The organism is Streptomyces sp. MGP-P1, from assembly GCF_057766565.1.
Map to the genome: position 1 here is coordinate 312,434 of NZ_JBYMEM010000001.1, position 23,388 is coordinate 335,821.

The 23,388-nt window shown below is 73.1% G+C and carries 22 protein-coding genes, 1 pseudogene and 1 riboswitch; of the genes and pseudogenes, 7 read left to right on the top strand and 16 right to left on the bottom strand.

Annotated features, from left to right (window positions below):
• Positions 1-2: 2 nt before the first annotated feature.
• Positions 3-1,055, bottom strand: a complete 1,053-nt coding sequence (locus tag AC3CH1_RS01380; RefSeq protein WP_488461149.1) for a type III polyketide synthase — start codon at positions 1,053-1,055, stop codon at positions 3-5.
• 118 nt (positions 1,056-1,173) lie between these two features.
• Here AC3CH1_RS01380 and AC3CH1_RS01385 point away from each other — a divergent pair, with 118 nt between their 5' ends.
• Positions 1,174-2,067: a UbiA family prenyltransferase gene (locus tag AC3CH1_RS01385; RefSeq protein ID WP_488461150.1), complete on the top strand. Its 894-nt coding sequence runs from the start codon at positions 1,174-1,176 to the stop codon at positions 2,065-2,067.
• Positions 2,068-2,603: 536 nt separating this feature from the next.
• On the opposite strand, the gene AC3CH1_RS01390 is transcribed toward AC3CH1_RS01385, so the two are convergent.
• Positions 2,604-3,437 (bottom strand): transglycosylase SLT domain-containing protein, encoded by an 834-nt coding sequence (locus AC3CH1_RS01390; protein ID WP_488461151.1) that lies wholly within the window; start codon positions 3,435-3,437, stop codon positions 2,604-2,606.
• A 3-nt stretch (positions 3,438-3,440) separates the two neighbouring features.
• A riboswitch (cyclic di-AMP (ydaO/yuaA leader) is annotated at positions 3,441-3,599 on the bottom strand.
• Between the two features lie 483 nt (positions 3,600-4,082).
• On the opposite strand from AC3CH1_RS01390, the gene AC3CH1_RS01395 reads away from it, so the two are divergent.
• Positions 4,083-5,474, top strand: a complete 1,392-nt coding sequence (locus tag AC3CH1_RS01395; RefSeq protein WP_488461152.1) for an FAD-dependent oxidoreductase — start codon at positions 4,083-4,085, stop codon at positions 5,472-5,474.
• A gap of 79 nt (positions 5,475-5,553) precedes the next feature.
• On the opposite strand, the pseudogene AC3CH1_RS01400 reads toward AC3CH1_RS01395, so the two are convergent.
• A pseudogene (locus AC3CH1_RS01400) lies at positions 5,554-8,102 on the bottom strand (SpoIIE family protein phosphatase).
• A 159-nt stretch (positions 8,103-8,261) separates the two neighbouring features.
• Entirely contained in the window at positions 8,262-8,879 is a 618-nt protein-coding gene (locus tag AC3CH1_RS01405; protein ID WP_488461153.1) for a hypothetical protein, read from the bottom strand.
• A gap of 243 nt (positions 8,880-9,122) precedes the next feature.
• Between AC3CH1_RS01405 and AC3CH1_RS01410 the strand changes: the two genes are divergently transcribed.
• Together AC3CH1_RS01410 and AC3CH1_RS01415 are read left to right on the top strand one after the other, a co-directional pair.
• The gene (locus AC3CH1_RS01410; RefSeq protein ID WP_488462115.1) at positions 9,123-10,682 is read left to right on the top strand and encodes a helix-turn-helix domain-containing protein; all 1,560 of its coding nucleotides are present in this window, start codon (positions 9,123-9,125) and stop codon (positions 10,680-10,682) included.
• Between the two features lie 112 nt (positions 10,683-10,794).
• Complete coding sequence (locus AC3CH1_RS01415; RefSeq protein ID WP_488461154.1) at positions 10,795-11,802, top strand: PHP domain-containing protein; 1,008 nt, start codon at positions 10,795-10,797, stop codon at positions 11,800-11,802.
• Between the two features lie 227 nt (positions 11,803-12,029).
• Here the strand turns inward: AC3CH1_RS01415 and AC3CH1_RS01420 are convergent, their stop codons facing one another.
• The gene (locus tag AC3CH1_RS01420; protein ID WP_488461155.1) at positions 12,030-12,221 is read right to left on the bottom strand and encodes a DUF6381 family protein; all 192 of its coding nucleotides are present in this window, start codon (positions 12,219-12,221) and stop codon (positions 12,030-12,032) included.
• A 154-nt stretch (positions 12,222-12,375) separates the two neighbouring features.
• Entirely contained in the window at positions 12,376-13,581 is a 1,206-nt protein-coding gene (locus AC3CH1_RS01425; protein ID WP_488461156.1) for an FUSC family protein, read from the bottom strand.
• A gap of 125 nt (positions 13,582-13,706) precedes the next feature.
• Between AC3CH1_RS01425 and AC3CH1_RS01430 the strand changes: the two genes are divergently transcribed.
• On the top strand, positions 13,707-13,889 hold the full coding sequence (locus AC3CH1_RS01430; RefSeq protein WP_488461157.1) for a DUF6480 family protein: 183 nt from the start codon (positions 13,707-13,709) through the stop codon (positions 13,887-13,889).
• An 11-nt stretch (positions 13,890-13,900) separates the two neighbouring features.
• Entirely contained in the window at positions 13,901-14,560 is a 660-nt protein-coding gene (locus AC3CH1_RS01435) for an endonuclease (RefSeq protein WP_488461158.1), read from the top strand.
• 127 nt (positions 14,561-14,687) lie between these two features.
• Here the strand turns inward: AC3CH1_RS01435 and AC3CH1_RS01440 are convergent, their stop codons facing one another.
• Together AC3CH1_RS01440 and AC3CH1_RS01445 are read right to left on the bottom strand one after the other, a co-directional pair.
• Entirely contained in the window at positions 14,688-14,867 is a 180-nt protein-coding gene (locus AC3CH1_RS01440; RefSeq protein WP_018955843.1) for a hypothetical protein, read from the bottom strand.
• Between the two features lie 75 nt (positions 14,868-14,942).
• The gene (locus tag AC3CH1_RS01445; protein ID WP_018955842.1) at positions 14,943-15,332 is read right to left on the bottom strand and encodes a hypothetical protein; all 390 of its coding nucleotides are present in this window, start codon (positions 15,330-15,332) and stop codon (positions 14,943-14,945) included.
• 87 nt (positions 15,333-15,419) lie between these two features.
• Between AC3CH1_RS01445 and AC3CH1_RS01450 the strand changes: the two genes are divergently transcribed.
• Positions 15,420-15,785 carry a DUF779 domain-containing protein gene (locus AC3CH1_RS01450; protein ID WP_488461159.1) on the top strand — a complete coding sequence of 122 codons (366 nt, stop codon included), beginning with the start codon at positions 15,420-15,422 and terminating at the stop codon, positions 15,783-15,785.
• A gap of 42 nt (positions 15,786-15,827) precedes the next feature.
• Here the strand turns inward: AC3CH1_RS01450 and AC3CH1_RS01455 are convergent, their stop codons facing one another.
• From AC3CH1_RS01455 to AC3CH1_RS01490, 8 genes are all read right to left on the bottom strand, one after another.
• On the bottom strand, positions 15,828-16,571 hold the full coding sequence (locus tag AC3CH1_RS01455; protein WP_488461160.1) for a hypothetical protein: 744 nt from the start codon (positions 16,569-16,571) through the stop codon (positions 15,828-15,830).
• A 112-nt stretch (positions 16,572-16,683) separates the two neighbouring features.
• Positions 16,684-16,878, bottom strand: coding sequence for a hypothetical protein (locus AC3CH1_RS01460; protein WP_402093925.1), 195 nt, complete (start codon positions 16,876-16,878; stop codon positions 16,684-16,686).
• Positions 16,879-16,995: 117 nt separating this feature from the next.
• Complete coding sequence (locus tag AC3CH1_RS01465) at positions 16,996-17,874, bottom strand: phosphatidylinositol-specific phospholipase C/glycerophosphodiester phosphodiesterase family protein (protein ID WP_488461161.1); 879 nt, start codon at positions 17,872-17,874, stop codon at positions 16,996-16,998.
• A gap of 278 nt (positions 17,875-18,152) precedes the next feature.
• A complete protein-coding gene (locus tag AC3CH1_RS01470; protein WP_361872191.1) occupies positions 18,153-18,833 on the bottom strand; it encodes an ABC transporter ATP-binding protein in 681 nt (226 codons plus the stop codon).
• Complete coding sequence (locus tag AC3CH1_RS01475) at positions 18,826-19,755, bottom strand: ABC transporter ATP-binding protein (protein ID WP_488462116.1); 930 nt, start codon at positions 19,753-19,755, stop codon at positions 18,826-18,828. Before AC3CH1_RS01475 ends, AC3CH1_RS01470 begins: the two co-directional genes overlap by 8 nt.
• 65 nt (positions 19,756-19,820) lie before the next feature.
• Positions 19,821-20,678 (bottom strand): ABC transporter permease, encoded by an 858-nt coding sequence (locus tag AC3CH1_RS01480; protein ID WP_488461162.1) that lies wholly within the window; start codon positions 20,676-20,678, stop codon positions 19,821-19,823.
• Positions 20,671-21,636 carry an ABC transporter permease gene (locus AC3CH1_RS01485; RefSeq protein ID WP_488462117.1) on the bottom strand — a complete coding sequence of 322 codons (966 nt, stop codon included), beginning with the start codon at positions 21,634-21,636 and terminating at the stop codon, positions 20,671-20,673. The genes AC3CH1_RS01480 and AC3CH1_RS01485 overlap by 8 nt, the downstream gene beginning before the upstream one ends.
• A gap of 23 nt (positions 21,637-21,659) precedes the next feature.
• Entirely contained in the window at positions 21,660-23,276 is a 1,617-nt protein-coding gene (locus AC3CH1_RS01490; protein WP_488461163.1) for an ABC transporter substrate-binding protein, read from the bottom strand.
• Positions 23,277-23,388: the final 112 nt, after the last annotated feature.

Below are 23,388 nucleotides of genomic sequence, written 5' to 3' on the forward strand. Positions count from 1 at the left end.
TCCTACCAGCGCAGCAGCACCAGTTCGCAGCAGAATCCTGGGCCCATGGCCAGCAGCAGACCGGGGGTGCCCGGCTCGGGGCGGCGCTGCTCGATGGTGTCCCGCAGGACGTGCAGGACCGAGGACGAGGACAGGTTGCCGACGTCGGCCAGCGACCGCCAGGTGACGTCGAGCGCTCCGTCGGGCAGATCGAGGACCTCGGTGACGGTCTCCAGCACCTTGGGGCCGCCCGGGTGGCACACCCAGTGGGCGACGTCCTTCGGCTTGAGGCCGTGCTCGTCGAGGAACTCCCGTACGTCGTCCGCGAGATAGCGGCGGACGACGTCGGGGACCGCCGGGTCGAGGACCACGGTGAAGCCGGTGCTGCCGATGTCCCAGCCCATGACGTGCTCGGTGTCCGGGTACATCCGGCTGCGGGTGGCCACGATCTCGGGGCCGGCGACGGCCCGGCGGCCGCCGAGGGCGACCATGGCGGCCGCTCCGTCGCCGAACAACGCGGTCGCCACCAGGTTGGCGGGCGACGCGTCGTGGCGCTGGAAGGTGAGGGAGCAGAGTTCGACCGACAGGAGCACGGCCACGTCGTCGGGACGGCCGAGGAGGTAGTCGTGCAGTCGGGCCGTCCCGGCGGCTCCCGCGACGCAGCCGAGGCCGAAGACGGGCAACCGTTTGACGTCCGACCGCATGCCGAGGCGGGTCACGAGCCGGGCGTCGACGGAGGGGGCGGCGATGCCGGTGACCGAGGTGAACATCAGCAGGTCCACATCGGTGGGCCGCAGCCCCGCCGCCCGGAGCGCGCCGCGTACGGCCTGGGCGCCGAGGTCCACGGCGGACCGGATGAACACGTCGTTGGACGCGCCGAAGCCGTCGAGGTCGCGGTAGCCGTCCAGGGGCAGCACGGTGTGCCGGGTGCGGACCCGGGCGTTCTCGTGGAGCCGGTCCAGGACACGGCGGTCGGCGCCGGGCGGCAGGCAGGTGCGGGCCACCATGTCGGTGACCTCGCGCTGGGTGTGGCGGTGGGGCGGCAGAGCCCCGTGAACCGCGGCGATGCGGGTCATTCTGCCTCCTGGTTCGGTGGCGTCATGGCTCCATCCTGCCCACAAGGTGCGAGAGAACGGCGTAAAGGACCCGCCCGGTCGCCGCATTGACGGGGCGCCAGGCCCCTACGATCGCCCGATGGACGCCACGGACAGGGTGAGTCAGGCCGGAGCGGACCCGGCCGACGCCGCGCAGGCCGGCGCGGGGCGACGCGGACGGGTCGTGGGGGTCGCGCTCGCGTGCCACCCGGGGCCGGCGCTCGCGGTGACCGCGCTCGCGTGCGCCCTCGCCCTCGGCTCCGGGCTCGGCGGCCCCCGCTCCGCGCTGGTCACGGCCGCGGTGCTGACCGGCCAGCTCTCGGTGGGCTGGTGCAACGACGCGTACGACGCTCGGCGTGACGCCGATGCGGGCCGCCGGGGGAAGCCCGCGGCCGACGGCACGGTCGGGGCGCGTGCGGTGTGGGCCGCGGCAGTCGTCGCGCTCGCCCTGTGCGTACCGCTGTCGCTGGCCTGCGGGGCCCTCGCCGGCACGGTGCACCTCGCCGCCGTCACCGCCGCCTGGCTCTACAACCTGCGGCTCAAGGCGACCGCCCTGTCCTGGCTGCCGTACGTGGCCGGATTCGGCGCCCTGCCCGCCGTCGTCGCCCTCTCCCTGCCCGCCGGACCGTGGCCCCGGTGGTGGACGGTGGCGGCCGGCGCGCTGCTCGGGTTCGCGGCGCATCTGGCCGACACGCTCCCGGACATCGCGGCGGACCGGGCAGCCGGGATCCGGGGCCTCCCGCACCGGCTGGGCGACCGGGGCACCCGGCTGCTGCTGCCGGTGCCGCTCCTCGGCGCCACGGCGGTACTGGGGTTCGGCCCGCCGGGACCGGTGGACGCCGCGGGTGCCGCGGCACTCGTCCTGGCCGGTGCGGCGTCGCTCGTCGGCCCGGCGCTCGGCCGCCGGTGGCGCAAGGCCGCCCTGGCCGGAGCGGTGGCCGTGGCCGCGGTGGACCTGGCGCTGCTGCTGGCCCGGGGTGCCGCGGGCGCCTGAACGAGCCCGTCGAACCACTGACCTGACGGTCTGTCATTCATGGAGCCGGCATGGTCTCGGTCGGGCTCCTGCCCGTGGCCGCGAGCGCGGCTGAGGCCACCGATCCGGCCCCGAGGCAGGCCCGTCGTCGCCGGCCGTGTGTGGACCCCGGCCGGCCAGTGGCGCCGGCGAGAACATCCGGATCGACACGTCCGACAACGGACCCGGAATCCTGGCGATGGGCGGCGCGCGCGGCAACGCGACGCTCACGAACGTCGCGATCACCGACTCGCGCGACGGCCGCGTACTCGGACGTGCGGTCGATGGGGAAGCCGAGGAAGTTGCTCAGCGGCTGCTTGGTCCGCGTCCGCAGTCAGAAGGAGCGGTCGTCGGGCCTGGTGGTGTCGCTCATGGACACACCTCACTCTCAGCAGAGTGCAACAGGTTCCCCTGTCGATCGCGTGGTAAGTCACTAGAAACTCGGGGGTAACTTCCCGGTACGCCCGAGTGGCCCCGGACCATGAGGTCCGGGGCCACTCGGGCTCGGGCGCGGAGGATCAGTAGGCGCCGAAGACGTTGTCGATCGAGCCGTACCGGTCCGCCGCGTAGTTGCACGCGGCCGTGATGTTGGCGACCGGGTCGTAGCTGTCGGTCGAGGTGCCGGGCACGTGGTAGGCCTGGAAGGTCGGGTCGATGACCTGGAGCAGACCCTTGGACGGGGTGCCCTTGACCGCGTTGGAGTCCCAGTTGTTGATCGCGGCCGGGTTGCCCGAGGACTCGCGCATGATGTTGCGGTGGATGCCCTCGTACGTGCCGGGGATGCCCTGCTCGGCCATGACCGCCAGCGACTCCTTGATCCAGCCGTCGAGGTCGTTCGTGTACGTGACGGCCTTCTCTGCGGCCGGAGCGGCCTTTGCCACGGGAGCGGCGTCGACGCGCTCCGAACGGTCGGCACGGTCCGCCTCGGCACCACGCGCGGCGGACGGGGAAGCCTTGGCGGCCTTGTCCGCCTTACCGCCCGAAGAGGCAGTTCCGAGGGTCAGCTTGATACCGGGCTGAATAAGATCGGGATTCTCTCCGATGATCTTCCGGTTACCTTCGTACAGCTTCTCCCAGCCGCCGCTGACGGAATATTCGCGGGCGATCTTGGAAAGCGTTTCACCGGCCGCCACGGAATGCTGGGCGGGCGCGGCCGCCACGGCGGAATTCGCCTGGGCCACCGAGGCGGGCGCCACGGCCTGCTGCGGCGCGGCGGCGGGCACGGGGGCGGCGAAGGCACTGGTGGCGCCGATCACCGGGAGGGCGAGGACGGCTCCACCCGCGGTCACGGCGGCGAGGCCGCGGCGCAGCGAGGTGGACGGGGAACGACGGTGCTTACCCTGTGCGGGCATGGGGGATTTCCTCTCCGGCGCCTGCGAGGTGAGCTGTCGGGTTCAGACGGGAGATGTCTGGCCGCACGCTCGTGCGGCTTCACCCCAAGCCGTTCCGGTTACGGATCGGCGACTTACCTGGGTCCCCCGCTCCTGCCGTACGTGAGTGGGTTTCGGATTCCCGGACGGCGGCAGGATTCGGCGTTCCATCCGGATTGAGGGTGACCGTAGGCGAGAAACGCCGAACAGAACAAGCCCCGCATTCCGGATTCCCTTTTCCACGCAAGATCGAAAAGCGGAATCGCCGGATCGGGGCACTCCGTCACGTCGTCAACTTTGTTCGCGCAGAAGGGAACCGATGCTTCCAGTTCCGCGTCCGCCCTCCCGGACGTGACGCTCACCACTCCCTCGCGGTGATGGCTGAAACGAGGTCAAGCAAATGCCCCAGCGGCCCCAATAGACCCTTTATCGAGCAGAATTCCCAAAAGAAACAAATCGCCCATATCGACATAGGGAAACGGGCTAATCGGACACTCTAGGCAGGGCCGGCCGAAGGGCCCGCGGGGCGATCGCTTACGGTGTGCGGTGGAGATTAGTAAGCCCACCCTTACCTCCGACGTACGCTGTACCTGCCCGCGTTCGCCCGCCCCGAAGGATCACCACGCCATGACACGCCCCGTCCGCGTCGCCATTGTCGGAGCCGGCCCCGCCGGTATCTACGCTGCGGACGCGCTGCTCAAATCCGAGGTCTGCCAGGACCCGGGGGTCTCCATCGACCTCTTCGAGCGCATGCCCGCGCCCTTCGGCCTCATCCGCTATGGCGTGGCCCCCGACCACCCGCGGATCAAGGGCATCGTCAAGGCCCTGCACCAGGTGCTGGACAAGCCCCAGGTCCGGCTCTTCGGAAACGTCAGCTACCCGCACGACATCGGCCTGGACGATCTGCGCTCGTTCTACGACGCGGTGATCTTCTCCACCGGCGCCGAGGCGGACCGGGCCCTCGACGTCCCCGGCATCCAGCTGGACGGCTCCTACGGCGCGGCCGAGTTCGTCTCCTGGTACGACGGGCACCCCGAGGTCCCCCGCACCTGGCCGCTCACCGCGGAGAAGGTCGCCGTGCTCGGCGTCGGGAACGTGGCCCTGGACGTGGCCCGCGTCCTGGCCAAGACGGCGGACGAGCTGCTGCCCACCGAGATCCCGGACAACGTGTACCAGGGCCTGAAGGAGAACAAGGCGCTGGAGGTGCACGTGTTCGGGCGGCGTGGCCCCGCACAGGCCAAGTTCAGCCCGATGGAGCTGCGGGAGCTGGACCACTCCCCCAACATCGAGGTCATCGTCAACCCCGAGGACATCGAGTACGACGAGGGCTCCATCGCGACCCGCCGGGAGAACAAGCAGGCCAACATGGTCGCGCAGACCTTGGAAAACTGGGCGATCCGCGATGTCGGCGATCGCCCGCACAAGCTGTTCCTGCACTTCTTCGAGTCCCCGGTCGAGATCCTCGGCGAGGACGGCAAGGTCGTGGCGCTGCGCACCGAGCGCACCGAGCTGGACGGCACCGGCAACGTCCGGGGCACCGGTCGGTTCACGGACTGGGACATACAGAGCGTCTACCGTGCCGTCGGCTACTACTCGGAGGAGCTGCCCAAGCTCCCCTTCGACGTGGCCTCCGGCACCGTGCCGCACGAGGCGGGACGCGTCATCGCGGGCGACGAGCACATGGCCTCGGTCTACGTCACGGGCTGGATCAAGCGCGGTCCGATCGGTCTGATCGGACACACCAAGGGCGACGCGAACGAGACGGTCGCCTGCGTCCTGGAGGACCGGGCGGCCGGCCGGCTGCCGGAGCCGGCCGCGCCCGCTCCGGAGGCCGTCGAGGCCTTCCTGGAGGACCGCGGCGTCCACTACACGACCTGGGAGGGCTGGCACAAGCTGGACGCCCACGAGCAGGCGCTGGGCGCGGCCCAGGGCCGTGAGCGGATCAAGGTCGTGGAGCGCGAGGGGATGCTGGAGGCCTCCGGCGCCTCCGCGCCGGCAGAGCCGTCGGCCGACGCCTGATCAACGCCTCGACGCCTGATCAACGCCTCGACGCCTGATCAAGGCCTCGACGCCTGATCGAGGCCTCGGCGGCGTCTGATCAGCAGGACGTCTCTCCGGAGGCCGGATCCGGTGCGCCCGCCGTGCGCCCGGGGTCCGGCCTCCTGAACGTGCGCCACAGGTCCGGGCCGGGCGCCCGTCCTCCCGGGGCCGGCGGACCTCCCGGGTCCCGGCCCACCGGGCGGCGAGCAGGATCGCGATGTCGTCGGGGCGGTCGGTGGCCGCCCTGGCCTCTCCGATGACCTGGTCGGCCGTCTCGGCCAGGGGGACCGCGCCGATGCGTTCGACGGTGGCGCGCAGCCGCTCGATCCCCTCGTCGATGTCCGTCCCGGGGCGCTCGATCAGCCCGTCCGTGAACAGGGCGAGCATCGCGCCCGGTTCGAGGCGCATCTCGGTGACCGGATAGGACGCCTGCCCGTCGATCCCGAGCACGATGCCGCCGGGCAGGTCCAGCACTTCCGTCCGGCCGTCCGCCCGCCGCAGCACGGGTTGCGGATGCCCCGCCCGTACGGCGCGGGCCACTCCGGTCACCGGGTCGAGCGCGATGTAGCAGCAGCTCGCGAACTGTCCCGGGTCGAGGTCGATGAGCAGCCGGTTCGTCCCGCTCATCACCTCCTGGGGATCGTGATGGCTCAGCGCGAACGCCCGTACCGCACTGCGCAGTTGCCCCATGGTCGCGGCGGCGGAGACACCGTGTCCCTGTACGTCGCCGATGATCAGGGCGAGTTCGTGGCCGGTCTCGATGACGTCGTACCAGTCGCCGCCCACGTCCATGCCCTGGGTGCCGGAGAGGTAGCGCCCCAGGGTGTCCACCCCGTCCACCTCGGGCAACCGGTGCGGCAGCAGGGCGTTCTGGAGTCCGCGGGCGAGGGCCGACTCGCTGTCGTAGCGCCGGGCGCGCTTCAGGGCCTGGGCGATGAGTCCGGCCAGTGCCGTCAGGACCGTGCGTTCCTCCGGGCTGAAGCCGCGAGGGCGGTCGAACCCGAGGATGCAGGAGCCCACGGGCCGCCCCGAGGCGATCAGCGGCAGGAACGCGCGGGCCCCGACGTCCGCGTCGATCGGAATGCCCGGATAAGCCTCGGCCAGGCGCTGCATGGACTCGAAGAACATCGGGCGGCCCGTGGTCAGGGTCTCCACCCCGGGAATGCTGACGTCGAGCTCGACCCCTTCGAAGCGGTCGAGGAAGCCCTTCGGGAACCCCGTCTCGAAGGCCAGGTGGAGATGGCCCTCGTCCAGGAGATAGATGGCGAGCCGGCGGCCGCCGAACGCGGGCAGCAGCTCCTCCGTGACCACCTCGGAGACCTGACGTGCCGTGACCGCCTCGGTCAGCGCGATGGCGAGGGCCACCGGCCGGTAGAGCGCCGAGGAGCGGTCGGCGGTCGAGCCGATGCCGAGGCCGGGCGCGGTGACCGAGCCCGGGGCGTAGTCCGGCCGGTCGGTCTTCTGGAGGACGACGCTCACCCCGTCGTGGCCCGGGTACAGGGATACCGACAGCCAGCGCGAGGGCGGGCGGTGGGCGAGGAAGTGGACGGGTTCGTAGGCCATCAGGGCGGCCCGGTAGTGGTCCTCGTAGGCCTCGTGCCCGAACCACGGCAGGGCCTGCCACACGACGTGGCCCACGAGCTCCTCCCTGGTGTGGCCGAGCAGCTCCTCGGCGAGGCCGTTCGCGTAGGTGATGCGGCCCAGCCGGTCGAGGGAGAGGATGCCGCGCGGCAGCCGGTCGGCGGCCTCCGCCACGACGGGCCCCGCGCCGAGGTCGACCAGGAAGCCGCTCAGACGGCTGGCGGACGCATCGCCGGCCGGGTGCGTCCAGCGGCCGGACAGCTCCAGCAGGTGGGACCGGCCGTCGGGGCCGCGCAGCCGCATCCGCCGGACGACCGGTTCGGCCGACTCCACCGTCTGACGGGCCAGCGCCCACAGCCCGTACACGTCCTCCGGGACGAGCCGTTCGGCGAGCGCGTCGACGGTGCCCGGGAAGGCGGCGGGCTCGAAGCCGAGGATCGCGCAGAGCTCGTCGTCGGCGGTGACCTGCCCGGAGTGCAGGTCCCAGTCGAAGCGGCCGACGCGGACCGGGGGCGCGGTGGCGGCGGGCAGTTGCACGGGGACCGGCTCGGTATCCCATACGCAGTCGACGCCCCGTTGGTCCAGATCGGTGAGCGCGTCACCGAGTCGGTGGCCCAGGCGGTGCAGCCGGTCGCCGTCGGCGGGGGCGACGGGCTGTCCCGGCGTGGAGGCCCGCAGGATCGCCATCACGCCCAGGCTCCCGTGGGGTCCGGTGATCGGCACCCACAGCGAACCGAACGGGAACGGCAGTCCGGCCATCAGCTGCGGGAACCGGCGCATCGCCTCCTCCGCGTCGGAGAGCAGCACGGGCCGGCCCGAGCGGTAGGCCTCGGACACCGGGAAGGGCCGGTTCACCTGCATCCGCCACCAGGGCCGGAACAGCGGGCCCGGTAGTCCGGCGAGCACCGCGAGCCGCAGGAGCCCGGGCGTCCGGCTGCGGAGGTAGACACCGCCCGCGTGGCCGTCGCTCGACTCGACGGCGCTGACGAGGGCCTGCGCGAGCACGAGGGACAGTTCGTCGGGCACTCGGCCACCCTCGTGTCCCCCGGCCGCGGCCCCGTTTCCGGCGGGCGGGGGATGCCGGGGCGTTTCGTGCCGAGTCACACAGCCAGCATGCTCCCGGTGCCGGGTACCCCGCACCTCCGGCGACCGGCCGCCCCCCGACGGCCGGTCACGGACGTGGCCTCAGTACAGCTTGGCGACGGCGGTGCGCGTCGTGCTCCTGAAGCCCTCCAGCGGTGCGCCGTCGAGTTCGCCCAGCTGCCCCCACTCGACGACGGTCACGGACCTGCCGTCGCGGCCCACGGAGTAGAGCCCGATGTCGGTGGAGCCGACCTCCGGGTAGGACGTGTCGATGCTGTAGACGTGCGCGCCCTCCTCGATGTCGACGCGGCCGTGGTAGAACGCCTCCCCCTCCAGGCCGGGGTCCTGCTCCTTCATCCGGTCGAGGCAGGTCTCCAGGGCGGTGCGCAGCTCGGCGGCGAGCGCCTTGGCCCGAGCGGTGGTGGTGGCGACCGTGATGGTCTGGCGGGCGCCGGTGTCCAGTTCGGTGCGGAAGTCGCGGTGACGGGTGCCGGCCGCCGGGGCGATGCCGGCGGTGCACACCGACCCTTCCGCCGGTACTCCCTGGCGTACGGGACCAGCCGTCCAGGGTATGCCGGCGGCGGGCAACTGGCCCGCGCTCAGGAACTTCGGCTGGACGGGAGCGGGGGCCGCCGCCGCGGCGGCGGGCATCTGGGCCAGTGCGGTGACGGCCAGGCCCGCGGCCGCGGCGGTCAGCAGTGCGGTGCGAAGGGTGCGCATGGTGAGGTTTCCCCGTTTCGGATGGTGCGGTCAGGTGGTCGTACGGCGTCGCGCCGAGATGCGCGGAGCCCGCCGAGGGGCCCTGCGACGCCGTTACGGGAACGAGCACCAGCCTGGGCCGCCGCAGCGGACGCCGACAAGCGCGACACGGGTTCCCGCCGGGCTGGAACCGTCCCACCCCTGGTGACGTGGGTGTTCTCGGGCGGCTGGAACGCCCTGGAACGGCTGCGGGGGAGGTCGAGCGTGTCGGGTGACGCCGAGGGGGCCGCGCGGGCGGTGCTGGCGGAACGGCTGAGCGCGCTGCGGGAGCGGTCGGGCCGGACGTACGCGTCGCTGGCCCGCCGGATCGGGGTCAGCGGCTCGACGCTGCACCGGTACTGCACGGGTCGGACGGTGCCCGCGGAGTTCGCCCCCGTGGAGCGGCTGGCCCGGCTGTGCGGCGCACCGGCCGGGGAGCGGGAGGCACTGCACCGTCTGTGGATCCTGGCGGACCGCGAACGCCTCGATCGCCAGGGGGCGACGGAGGCGAAGCCGAAGGAGGAGGCTGCCGCTGAGACTGACGCTGAGGCTGGGGCTGACGCTGAAACTGGGGCCGAGGTGGATCCGACGGACGTCGTGCCGGTGGACGTACGGGCCGGGGAGACGGTGTCGCCCGGGCGGTGGGCGGCGCTGCCCCACGCCGCCGGGGCCGGGCCGTCCGGCGGGGCCGTGTCCGGGCCGCAGCCTTCCGCGGCTCCCGGGCCGTCCGGCCAGACCGGTCCTCGCCCGGGGCCGGCTTCCCTCGCCGGGGAGGTGGCCACGATCGGCGGGAGTCCCCGGGGGCCGGTGTCCCGGTCGCGTCGCGCGCGCCGGTACGGGCAGGGGCTCGGCGTCCTCGCCGCGGCGGTGCTCACTCTCGCGCTGGTCGCGGCCTTGGGAGGGACGTCGCTCCCGGGCACGGACCGGCGCCCGTCGGTGGCCCAGCGGCCGGACGGGCCCCCGGCGGCCGGCCCGCAGCCCTCGCCTTCCGCCTCCCTCACGCCCGGGAAGCCGCGGGGCACGCCGAGCGGGACCCTGCTCGGAACGCCGTCCGGCACCCGGCCGGCGACCGTGCCGCCCGGCGTCGAACAGCGCGGGGAGGCGCTCCCCCGGGCGTCCGGGGAAGCGCCGGCCCCGAAGACCGGAGGTGCGCCGTTCACCTGGACCGCCGACGACCACGTCTGGAAGAACGGCTGCGACCACTCCTACCTCGTCGACCGGGCGCCTGCCGCCGTCCCGCCGCCCCCGGTGGAGGCGGACGCGGAGTCCTGGGCCGGATCGCTCGGCGCGGCGCACGCGGGCGAGGCCGGTGTCCGGATCACGTTGCAGGGCAAGGACGAGCGGGCCGTGGTGCTGGAAGCCCTGCGGATCCGCGTGGTCGAGCGTCGTTCGCCGGCGCGGGGCCGGGTCTACCGGATGAGCTCCGGCTGCGGCGGTGCCCTCACCCCGAGGATGTTCGACGTAAATCTCGACGCGCCCCGCCCCGTCGCCCGCTCGGTCGCGGGCAACGACTCGGGCGAGCCCATCGAGGCGGTCGCCTTCCCGTACAGCGTCTCCGTCACCGATCCCGAGGTCCTCCTGATCACGGGTCGCACGGTCGGCTGTGACTGCGACTGGTTCGCGGAGCTGACCTGGAGCGCCGGCGGCCGGTCCGGCACGGTGCGCATCGACGACGGCGGGCGGCCGTTCCGTACGAGCGGGGTGCGGGGGCGGCCCGTGCTCGACTACGACACGGTCACCGGCCGCTGGGTGTCCGTGTCGGACGACACGGACGCCTCGTCCTGACGTGGCGGCAGCGGCGCGGAGGCGCCCGGGGCCGGCAACGGCCATCCTGGTGGGGCGGGCGGATCGCCCGGCGGGCCGGAGCCGGCCGCAGACGCTCCTGGTGGAGGTGCCGATGGACCCCGTCATCGCCCTGCGGCGGATCGCCTTCCTGCTGGAACGCTCCCAGGCCGCCACCTATCGGGTGAAGGCCTTCCGCACGGCCGCGGCCGCCGTGGATGCGATGGCCGCCGGGGAGGCGGCCGAGCGGGTGGCCGCGAGCTCCCTGGAGCGGGTCCCCGGGATCGGACCCCGCACCGCCGAGGTGATCCGCGAGGCCCTGGCCGGGCAGACGCCCGGGTATCTGGACCGGCTGGAGGCGGAAGCCGCCACCGAGCCGCCCGTCGAGGGGGGCGAGGATCTCTTCGCCCGGCTGACGGGCGACTGCCATCTGCACTCGGACTGGTCGGACGGGGGCAGCCCGATCGAGGAGATGGGCCGGACCGCCGCGGAGCTGGGGCACGCGTGGGCCGTCCTTACCGACCACTCGCCCCGGCTGACGGTGGCCCGCGGCCTGTCCCCGGAGCGGCTGCGGGAGCAGCTCGCGGTGGTGGCGCGGCTCAACGAGGTGTGGGCCCCGTTCCGGCTGCTGACGGGCATCGAGTGCGACATCCTCCCGGACGGCTCGCTCGACCAGGAGCCCGCGATGCTGGAGCGGCTCGATGTGGTCGTGGTCTCGGTCCACTCCAAGCTGCGGATGGACCCGGAGCCGATGACCCGTCGCCTGGAGGCGGCGGTACGCCACCCGCGGGCGAACGTGCTCGGCCACTGCACGGGGCGCCTGCTGGCCGGGCGCGGCCGGCCGGAGTCGCGGTTCGACGCGGACCGGGTCTTCGCGGCCTGCGCCGAGGCGGGGACGGCGGTGGAGATCAACTGCCGTCCGGAGCGGCGGGATCCGCCCCTGCGGCTGCTGCGCGCGGCCGTCGCGGCGGGGGCGCTGTTCGCGATCGACACCGACGCGCACGCCCCCGGGCAGCTCGCCTGGCAGCGGTCGGGATGCGCCCGCGCCGAGGAGTGCGGGGTGCGGGCCGACCGGGTGGTGACGACCTGGAGCGCGGACCGGCTCCTGGAATGGGCCCGCTGACCGCATCCCGGGCACGCGGCTGCCGTGCTGACCGCATCCCGGGCACGCCGCTGCCGTGCGGGCACGCGGCTTCCGTGCGGGGGCGGGGCACACGGTCGCCGTGCGGACGGATGCACCCGGCTGTCGGCGGGTGCAGGCGGTCGGCCCGGGTCCACGTGCGCGGCCGCCCGCCCCGGAGGTTCGCCAGGTTCCTCCGGAGGCGGGCGGGTGGGCGCGCGTCGGCCGGGCTACTTCTCGGGGTAGACGTCCCCGGCCTCCATGGCGCTCTGCTGCTCGCTCCGGTCCCGGATCGTCCGGGACTTCTTCTCCAGCCGCTCGCGTTCGTGCGGGTCGCTCGCGCGCTCCGCTGCCTCCGAGAGCTGCTGGGCCTTCTCACGCATCTGCCGAGCTAGGCCGGCGGGTCCGTCCGAACCGCTCATCATCACTCCTTGGACGCTGGGGACCTCTGCGGCGTGTCCGGCGGTTCAGAGCCGGACATACCCCGGCCCCCAGAGAACCAGCGACCGGCCGCCTTCGCATCCCGGGCGCACGGAGTTCTCGTGCCGGAATCGGGTGCGGCTCCCGCGCGGGCGGTCAGGCGGGCTGCCGGCCCAGCCGCCGCAGGAGTGCGCGCAGCCCGGGGTGGCGCGCGTGCGCCTCCGCCGAGCGGCGGTCCAGCTCCTCACCGAGGCGCTGGGCGCGCTCCTCGATGTCGAGTTCGGCCAGCACCCGGTCGACCTCGGCGAGCAGGGCGCCGTGCAACTGCCACTGCCGCGGGTGCTCCTGGACATCCTCCAGCAGCAGGTCGGCCACCCGGTCGCGGGTGGCGCGGCTGCGGGCGAGCGCGTCGGCGAGCCGGTCCTCCGCCGCCTCCGCGTCGGCGGCGAGCTGGGTCGTGACCAGTACGGCGAAGCTCTCGATCGCGTCGGCGAGGTGGCCGAAGAGTTCTTGGAGCAGTTCCGTCACATCGGCCGGGAACAACGACTCCTCGGTGCGGGCCTTCGCCAGGTCGGTGAGGGTGCGGGACAGGACGCGCAATACGACGGCACAGATCTCCAGCGTGTCGAGCCCGGTGCGCAGGACGACCCGGTGGAGCAACCCCTGTCTTACCCTGGGGTTGAGGGTGAGACTTTCCTCCGCCTGCCGCAGGGAGGCGTCGACCTCGACGATGTCGTGGTCGAGCCTGCGGGCTTCGTGGAGCCGGGCCGCGGCCCGGGACACGGGGTTGTGCCCCACGACCTCCTCCCCCATGCTGCGCAGCATCGTGCCCATTCGGGCGGCGAGCGACTCGATGGAGGAGCCGGCCGAGCCGACCCAGACGGGCGGGGCGAGGAGCAGGTTGAACAGGAGTCCCACGACAGCGCCGATCAGGGTCTCCCACACCCGGTCCCACGCGGTGTCCGCGACCTGCGAGACGCCGAGGACCAGCATCGCGCTGATCGCCACCTCGGGCACGAACTCGTTGACCCGGACCAGCCGCCCGATCAGCAGCGAGGTGAAGATGGTCAGGCCGAGGCTCCACCAGCTCAGCCCCACCAGAGAGCTGAAGGCGATGGCGATGAGGACACCCACGACCACCGAGTTCACCCTGCGGACGCCGGTGGTGAGGGTCGCGTAGAGGGTCACCTGGACGACCAGGAGCGCGGTGAGGGGCGCGGTCAGGGGCGCCGGTTCGGGCAGCGCCCACACGGCCACGGAGTAGGCGATGACGGCGGCCGCCGTCGACCGCAGCGTCTGCACCCCGGCGGGTTCGGTGGTGCGCTGCACGAGTTTGACGACGGGGGCGGAGACTCGGGACATTCCTTGACGGTGCCCCGAATTCCCTCGCCGCAGCGCTTCGCCCGTCAGGCTCCGCCGTACGGCCCCGCAGCCGGGCACGGAGCGGACGGCGTGCGCGGGGGCTCGATCGGAGGGACCCTGGACTCATGGCTGTTCTACTGAATCCCCCAGGAGAGACACCGCCGGCCGAGGGTTCCATCGGGGAGGCCCACGAGGAACGCCCGGACGGAGGGATGTGGGAGCACCCCGGCGTCTGGACCGCCCTGATCGTGATCGGCGCGCTGATGGTCGCCGGATTCTTCCTCGCCCGGATCTTCGGTTACGGGTGACGAGCCGCGAGGTGTCCGCATCGGCGCGCCGAATCACCGACGCGCTGCTGGAGGGGTACGGGCAGACGTATGCGGAGGAGGCGGGGATCCGACTGCGTGACACTCCGCAGCCGCTCTACCAGCTCCTGGTGCTGAGTCATATGCTGAGCGCGCGGATCCGGGCGTCGGTCGCCGTGGCCGCCGCGCGGGCGTTGTTCGCGGACGGCATGCGCACCCCGCGCCGAATGGCCGACGCGACCTGGCAGCAGCGCGTCGACGCGCTGGGCGAGGGCGGCTACCGCCGCTACGACGAGCGGACCTCCACCCAGCTCGGGGAGGGCGCACACCTCGTCCTCGACGTCTGGAAGGGCGACCTTCGTCGCCTCCGCGCGGAGGCGGACGGCGATGGGGAGGTGGTGCGTGCGGGGCTCCAGCGGGTCCAGGGAATCGGACCGGCCGGGGCCGACATCTTCGTGCGCGAGGTACAGGACCTCTGGCCGGAGACCGGGTTCCGGGCCGGTGCGAAGGGCCTGCAAGGAGCCGAGAGGCTCGGTCTGCCCACCTCCCCCGGCACGCTGGCGCAGCTCGCGCACGGCCGGAGCCGGGCGGCGTTCGCCGCGGCGCTGGTCAGGGCGGCCCTCGACCCGGACGTCGTCGAGACGGTCCGGGGGAACGCGCACGCCCGGAAGTAGTCGGCACCGTCCGGCCCCGCACGGTAGCGCCCCCGGGCGCTGGGGCTTCCTCCGGCGATGGGAGGTACGGCAAACTCGCGCGGGTGCCCGCTGCCGTGCGTGACGGCAGCGGGCATCCGCGCTTCTCTCAGCGGTCGGAGGCCGCCCGCGCTGCGCGTGCCAGGGCCTCCTCGCGGCGGGCCTCGGCCTGTTCTTTCCTGCCCTCGGCCTTCAGCCGCTCGTTCTCGAGGGCGATGCCGTCCGATTCCTTGATCATGCCTTTGAGCCTCCGCGCCTTGGCGCGGGCGATGTCGGTGCTCTTTCCCACAGCTGCCTCCATGCCGCGAGGGAGATACGCGCTTCTCTCTCCACTATGCATACCCGCGCGGCGGAACGCAGGCCGCTACAGCAGTGGATCCTCGTCGTCGTCCGGTCCGCCGCCCTCGACCCGCAGCGCGAGGTCCTGGAGGACGTCCGCCGACGACACGTCGGTCTGCCCGGAGTCGTGGACCTGGGCCAGCATCGTGAACGCGAGGGTGAAGGCGCTCACGAGCTGTTCGACCGCACCGCCGACCTCGCGCCCGACGACGGTGACCACCTCCTCCACGGAGAAGTCGTCGGGGATGGCGATGTGGGGCATCGTCTCGTTCAGCAGGGCGGTGACGGCGCCCGCTCCCGTGTCCAGATCTTCCCGTTCGAGGTCCGCCTCCAGCAGACGCTGCATTTCGCGCGCCTCTGTGAGGATGCCGATCACGCGCTTCACGACTTCCCGTTGCTCCATGGCCGCGAGCATAGGGCGTGCAACCCGGTCGCAACGTCCGGTCGAGTTGACTCGCGTCCAGTTGTCGCGGCGTCGCCGTAGCCGGGAAGGGGCAGGTCCATGGAGTGTGACCCGAAATCTCCCGCCGTCGAGCTGACACCGGCCGCGGCCGATCTGCTGCGACGGCTGTGGACGGACCACGGCCCGTTGATGTTCCATCAGTCGGGCGGCTGCTGCGACGGCAGCGCACCGATGTGCTATCCGGCCGGTGAGTTCCGTACGGGGAACGCCGATGTGCTGCTGGCGGACCTCACCGTCGAGGGAATGCCCGGGAGCGTGCCCTTCTGGATGTCGCGGAGCCAGTACGAGGCGTGGTCCCACACCCGGCTGATCGTGGACGTGGTGGAGGGCCGCGGCGGTGGGTTCTCGCTGGAGGCTCCGGAGGGGGTGCGGTTCCTCGTCCGTTCCCGTCTGGTGGACGGCTGAGGCACCCGGTGCGGCAGCGCCCGCGACACACCGCGCCGCGCCCTATCCGCGGGGCGGTGGCTTCCTGTGCGAGCGGTTCTCCAGCATCGCCCGGCGGATGCGGGCCGCCGCGGCCCGGGCGTGCTCCGGCGTCGCGGTCCGGTCGGCGACCGAGGTGACGAAGCGGTGCAGCGGCTGCCGGCAGCGGGGGCACGGGGTGTCGGTGGTGACGCGGTATCCGTCCTCGCACTGCGGGTCGGAGCACGAGCCGGGCATCAACAACTGTTCGGCGATGTCCTGGGCGCTCCAGCGGCGCCGGCCGTCCTCGTCCTTCTCGTTGAGGGCGTGGGCCCAGCGCAGGTTCCAGCGGCGTTCGATGCGTTCCCGCAGGAGACCCGCGCTGCGGTTCGCCAGCTCCTGGTGGATCAGGTCGTGGACGGTGCTCGGGACCCGGCCGCCGAGCGCCTGGAGGAGCTGCTGCGGCAACGCCTGGAGGACGTAGCCGCGCGGGTTGCTCTTGGCGTTCTCCCGCCAGCGGTCGCAGAAACAGGTTCCGTCGGGCCGTTTCGGGGCGTGGCAGCGGCCGCACAGGCCGCGGCACTCGGCGCACAGACCGCCGTCGAGCCCGTCGAGGTGGGGCGCGGGCGCCCGGCCGCAGGACTGGCAGCAGGCCGCACACGGCCCGCAGAGCCGCTCGTTGCCCGCCTTCGTCGTCCAGATCCGCATCTGGCACCGGCAGCACAGGCCGGTGTTGCAGTACTCGTGGTGGGCGGCGCCCGAGTGCCGGCCGGAGGGCGGAAAAGACATCTGCCCATTGTGCGGGATGTCCGTGCGTGGCGTGGACGGGCCGCCGGCGCCGCCCGGGCCGGCGGCGGGTTCCGCGTCGAGCCCGGCGGCGGGAGTGGGCCGGGGTCAGGGGTCAGGGGTCAAGGCCGCTGACCAGGTCGGCGGTGGCCCCGACGCCGTCGTGGATGGTCGGCGCCATGCTCGTACCGGCCAGGAAGAATCCCAGCAGGACACAGACCAGTGCGTGGGAGACCTTCAGTCCGCCGTTGCGCAGGAAGATCACTGCCAGGATCAGCATGAGCAGGACCACCGAGATCGAAACGGCCATGGCCAACCTCCTCCGCCGCGCCGGATTTGCGGCTTTCGGCCGCCAGTGTGGCGCAGCGGAGGGGCTGTTCGGCGCACCCGCGTGTCGGCCGAACGGGTACTTCCGGACCGGGAGGCGTTACGGGGTCGGGGCCCCGTTCCCGCGAGCGCGGAGGAATCGTTCGAGTCCGGCCAGGTCGTCGGTGTTGAGGTGGTCGACCCCGGCGGCGAGCAGTTCGGACCAGACGGCCTCGCGTGCGGGTCCGGGCAGGTCGGGTGTGGCCCAGAAGCGGATGCGGCGGCCTTCCCGGTGGGCGGTGGCGACGAGGGTGCGGAGCCGGTCACGCTCGGCCCGGGGGAAGGGGCCGGCGCCGAGCCAGCCGAAGCTCTGGGTCCAGTTGGCGCTGACGAGCGGGGCGAACGAGGCGGGTGCCCCGGTGCCGAGGTCGTCGAGGCGGCCGTCGTAGAACGCGTACCGGGTGCGCTGCGCCTCCATGGGGACGCGGGCGGCGCGGTCGCCGGAGACGACCGGGGTGACGGCGCCGGGGTGGACGCGGCCGTGGCTGTAGCGGGTGAGGATCCGGTGGTGGCGGCGCAGTTGCCGGTCCAGTTCGCGGTAGGCGGCGACGCCGTCGGCCTTGATGTCGATGAGGAGCTGCAAGGGGGCGCGGTGGTGCGGGTGGACGCTGCCGTGCCCCGCGCGGACGAGGGCGGCGAGCGGGTCCAGGTAGAGCGAGGTGAGGGTGCGGGCGGGGTCGAGCGTGGCGGGCTCATGGGCCACGAGCAGGTCGCCGCCGACGAGGAAGACGTCCGCCTCGACGCTGGTGAACCCGTGGGCGAGCGCGTCGTGCAGGGGCCGGGGGTGCAGGTAGTCGTTGTGCGCGTGGGCCTGGCGTAACGGGCGCGGACCGCGCGGGCGGGCGGGTGCGGCGACCGCCGTCGCGGTGGGGGCGGCGACGGCCACGGCGGCGGCGGTGAGGGCGACCGTGAGCGCGCGGCGACGGGTGGGGTGGGCCATGGGGACTCCCTGAGCGACGGACGGGCGGGGTGGACGGTCGCGTCGAGTATGGAGCCGCACCCCCGGAGCTGGGCAGGTACCTGCCAAGAGTTGGCCGACCCGTCGCCCGCCGGTCGGCCGGGCCGCGTCGGTTGTTCTCCGGGCGCCACGGTCCTTGGGCCGTTCCTGGCGCACCGTTCCTGGCGCGTCGTTCCTGGCGCGCCGTTCGCTGCTCCCTGCGCGTCGTTCAGTGCTCGCTGCGCGCCGTTCGCGTGGCGCGCTCGGGCGTCGGCCGCCGGTCAGCCGACCGCCACGCGCTCGCTTCCCGCGGTCCGCTCGCCCCAGCGGACCGTACGGTCGCACCAGCGCTCCAGCAGCACCCGGTCGTGGCCGACCGCGAGCAGGGCCGCCCCGGACGCGGAGCGGTAGCGCTCGACCACGGCGACCAGGGCGGCCGTCGTCGAGGCGTCGAGCATCGCGGTCATCTCGTCGCAGATCAGCAGCCGGGGCTCCAGCACCAGGGCCCGTGCCAGGCAGGCCCGCTGGAGCTGGCCGTCGCTCACCGCGTGCGGGCGGCGCTCCAGCAGCTCCTCGGAGAGACCGACCAGCGGGGCCAGTTCCGCCACCCGCTCGGGGACGTCCCGGCGGCGCCCGGTGGACCGCAGCGGCTGGGCGATCAGTTCGCGCAGGCTGAGCCGGGGGTCGGCGGAGAGCCGGGGCTGCTGGAAGACGACGCCGACGGCCGTGCGCTGCTCGCGCGGGGCCCGGTGCCGCCAGCCGCGTACGACCGTGCCGTCGAGGGTCACGGTTCCGGCGTCCGGGCGGTGCAGGAGGGCGGCGACCTTGGCCAGGGTGGACTTGCCGCAGCCGCTGGGGCCCAGCAGCCCGACCGCCTCGCCCGCCGCGACGTGCAGGGAGACATCGCGGACGACGGGGTCGCGGCGGTCGTATCCGGCGGTGATCCGGGTCAGCTCAAGCATCGGCGGCCTCCTTGAGGGGGTGCGTCCGGCCGGGCAGTGCGTGGTGGCAGGCCAGGTCCGACACGAAGGCCGGGCGTTCGCCGGCGCAGCGGGTATCCGCGTGCGCGCAGCGGGCGGCGAAGGCGCAGCCGTCGGGCAGCGCCCCCAGCTCCGGCGGCATCCCGGGGATCGGGGCGAAGTCCCGCTCGGGCAGGGCGTCCAGCAGGCCCTTGGCGTACGGGTGGCGGGGGCCCGGTGCGCCGAAGAAGGGGGCCGCGTCGGCGATCTCGACGATCCGGCCCGCGTACATCACGGCGACCCGGTCCGCGATCCGTTCGGCGGCGGCCAGGTCGTGGGTGATGATCAGCAGCGCCCGGCCGTCGTCGGTGTGGCGGCGCAGTTCGTCGACGGTCCGCTCGACGAGGTCCCGGTCGAGCCCGGTGGTCGGTTCGTCGGCGAGCAGCAGCGGGGCGTCGCCGACCAGGGCGAGGGCGGTGGCGGCGCGCTGGGCGAGGCCGCCGGAGAGCTCGTGGGGGTAGCGGTCGAGGTGGTCCTCGGGGAACGAGGCGCGGTCGGCGGCTGCCACGGCGGCCTTCGGCAGCTCGCGCCCCCGCACCCCGGTCAGCTCGCGCAGGCTCTCCTCCAGCTGGGCCCGGACCGTGCGCACGGGGGTGAGGTGGGCGGCGGGGCTCTGCGGTACGAGGCCGATGCGCCGTCCCCGTACGGTGCGGGCGAGGGTGCGCTCGTCGGCGGTGAGCAGGTCCGTGTCCCCGCCGAGCACCGCGCTGCCGGTGGTTGCCGCGTTGGCGGGCAGCAGGCCGAGCAGGGCGGAGGCCAGGACGGACTTGCCGCAGCCGCTCTCGCCGACCAGGGCCAGGCACTCCCCCGGCGCGACGGAGAAGCGGGCGTCGGTGACGGCCGCGATGTCCCGGCCGCCGCGCATCCGGAAGCGGACGGAGAGGTTCTCGACCGCGAGGACGGGGGGCTCGGCGGATTCAGGGGCGCGGGTCACAGCATCAGCTCCGATTTCCGGCGCGGGTTGATCCGGTCGCGCCAGGCTCCGGCGAGGCCGGCGAGCGCGAGGGTCGGGATGATCAGGAAGAGGCCGGGGAAGAGGGTGGGCCACCAGTCCCCCGCGAGCAGGGAACCGCGCGCGGACTGGACGAGGTTGCCGAGGCTCGCCTGGTGGGCCGGGAGCCCCAGCCCGAGGAAGGACAGCGCCGACTCGTGCCACATCGCGTGCGGCACCATCAGGACCGCCGCCAGACCGGCCTGCGGGAGCACGCCGGGCAGCAGGTGCCGCACGATGACCCGGGTGCGGGAGGCGCCGCCGGAGACGGCCGCGTCGATGAAGGGGCGCGAACGCAGCGAGAGCACCTCCGAGCGGACGATCCGGGCGGTGGACAGCCAGTGCGTCAGGGCGACCGAGATGATCACCGGCCAGACGCCGGGCCGGAACATCGCGACGATGAAGATGCCGAGGAGCAGGTGCGGTACGGAGGACAGGGCGTCGACGACCCGCATGACGACCCGGTCCGTCCAGCCGCCGAACGCCCCGGCGAGGGCGCCGATCGCGGTGCCGATGACGGTGGCGGTGAGGGCCGCGACCAGGCCGACGAGGAGCGATACGCGCAGGCCGTAGACGCAGCGCAGCAGGAGGTCGCGACCGACGTCGTCGGTGCCGAACGGATGGGCCCAGGAGGGCGGGTCGAGCTTGTTGGCCAGGTCGACGGCCTGCTGGTCGAGCTGGGCCAGCGGCGGGACGACGAGGACGGCGAGCGCGACGGCGACGACGATCGTGGCCGAGGTGACGATCCGGACGCGGCGGGTGGCGCGACCGGGAAGGGCGAGCGCGGTCTCAGCCATCGAAGGCCACCCGGGGGTCGGCGAGTCCGTAGAGGAGGTCGGAGAGGAGGTTGCCGAGCAGCACGGCGGCGGTGGCGAGCACCGTGAGCGCGGCGAGCAGGGAGAAGTCCACCGAGGTCGCGGCCTCCACCGTGGCGGCGGCGATGCCGGGCCAGCTGAACACCGTCTCCACGAGCAGGGCGCCGGTGATGAGTTCGGGGACGCGGGAGCCGATCAGGGTGAGCATCGGCAGCATCCCGGAGCGCAGGGCGTGGCCGAGGAGCACGGTGCGCTCGCTCAGCCCCCGGGCGCGGGCGCCGCGCACCGGGTCCTCGGCCAGCGCGTCGGCGACGCCCTGGCGTACGTACAGGAAGAACCACGGCAACTGGGAGACGCCGAGGACGGCGGCGGGCAGCACCAGGTGGGAAGCGACCTGGCCGAAGGAGACGACGTCGCTGGCGGCGTCGGTGAGTCCGCCGGCCGGGAGGACGTCCAACTTGAGGGCGAAGAACCAGATGGCGAGCAGCCCGAGCCAGAAGGCGGGGGCGGCCTCCAGCGTGTAGGCGGCGGAGCTGACGCACCGGTCGAGCCAGCCGCCGGGTCTGCGGGCGGCGAGGACGCCGAGGCCGGTGCCGAGCAGGATCGCGACGAGGAAGGCGGTGGCGGCGAGCAGGACGGACCAGCCCATGCGCTCGGCGATGACGTCGGCGACCGGCTGGCGCATCACGCTGGAGTCCCCGAGGTCGCCCTGGAGCGCCGAGGTCAGCCAGTCCCACCAGCGGGCGACGAGCGGCTGGTCGACGCCGAGGTTGGCCCGCAGCTGGTCGAGGTTCTCCTGCGATGCGGTGAGCCCGGCGGTGCCCGCGTAGGCCTTGACCGGGTCGAAGGGGGACGCGGCGGCGACGGCGAAGACACCGAAGGTGACGACGCCGAGGACGGGGACGGCGAACAGGGCCCGCCGTCCCGCCATCCGCGCCATCGGCGCCCAGGGGAGGCGTCGGCTCACTTCTTCGAGCCCCCGGCGCCCTCGGTGGACCACTTCTCCACGTTCCACCAGGGGCCGGAGGCCAGCCCGTGGTCGTGCGGCTCGACCTGGGTGGTGAGGGGGCCGAAGCGGTCATCGACGACGTAGAGGTGGTCGATGTGGGTGAGGAAGGTGTAACCCGGGTTCTTCACCAGCTCGCGCTGGACGGTGTCGTAGGCCTTCTTGCGCTCGGTCTTGTCGCCGCTCCTGCGGCCGGCCTCGATCGCGGCGTCGACGGCCTTGTTGTCGTACCAGGCCATGTTGTTGAAGCCGTCGCCCGCCAGGGAGGACTTGAGCAAGGTGTACTGGTCGAAGTCGGGGTCGGCGGGCGAGCCGCCGCCCGCGAGCACGGCGTCGTGCTTCATCCGGGGCTCGATGACCTCCCAGGTGCCGGCCTCGGCGGTGATGGCGATGCCGGCCTTCTTGGCGTCGGAGGCGTAGGCGAGGGCGTGCTCCTGGCGGAGCTTGTCGCCGGTGAGGTACCAGAGCGGGAAGGCGGCGCGGACGCCATCCTTGACCCGGACGCCGTCCTTGCCGGGCTTCCATCCGGCCTCGTCCAGGATCTTCTTCGCGGCGGCGAGGTCGTGGGGGCGCTCGGTGCCCCGGGTGAACCACTCGCTGTCGGTGGGGACGGGTCCGTAGGCGGGCTTGCCGTCGCCGTTGAGGATGGCGTCGACCATGGTCTGACGGTCGACGGCGACGTCGAGGGCGCGGCGCACGGCGGTGTCGCCGGCGACCTTGTTGTGGGTCGGGAGGGTCACCGTGCGGTAGTCGTAGGTGGTGGCGGCGATGGTCTTCTTGCTCTTGTCGTCCGCGAAGCCCTTGGCGAGGTTGGGCGGCAGGATCGCGCCGTCGAGGTCGCCGGAGCGCAGCCGGGTGGCGCGCACGTCGTCGTCCTTGATGATCGCCATGGTGAACTTCTTCACCTCGGGTTCGCCGCCCCAGTAGTGGGGGTTGGCGGTGAAGCTGATCTTCTCGCCCTTGGACCACTTGGTGAGGACGTAGGGCCCGGTGCCGATGGGGCGGGTGGCGAAGGCCCCGGTGTTGACGTCCTGCTCGCCCGCGATGTGCTGGGGGGCGATGGGCAGGACGGTGCGCTGGGCGAACGGCGCGTAGGGGTACTTCAGCGTGAAGACGACGGTGTCCTCGCCCTTCGCCGTGACGTCCTTGACGGCGTCCAGCTCGGTGCGTGAGGCGTTGTTGGTCTTCTCGTCGAGGATGGTGCGGTAGGTGAAGACGACGTCCTTGGCCCCGAACGGCTTCCCGTCGCTGAACTCGACGCCCTGGCGCAGCTTGTACGTGTACGTCAGACCGTCGGCGCCGACCTCGGGGAGCTCGGCGGCGAGGGCGGGGCGGAGCTTCATGTCCGCGTCCAGGGCGAGCAGTCCGTCGAAGATCTTGGAGTTGCCGTCCTTGCCGTAGCCGAGCAGCGGGCTCAGGCTGTCGGGCTCGTAGGCGATGCCGACGACGGCCGAGGTGGACCCCGCCCCGGATCCGGTCTTGGCGGTGTCCGGGTTCGAGCAGCCGGCTGCGGTCAGGGACAGGGCGCTGGCCATCGTGGCGGCGACCGCCACCCGTATCGATCGGGCCGTCATAGTCTGCACATCCCTGTTCGAGATCGGTTGTTATTGCGAACAGTGTGCAATTAAACATCACGTAAAAGACCCTGGTACAGCCCGCCTCGACAGACGAGACGGGTGCACCAGG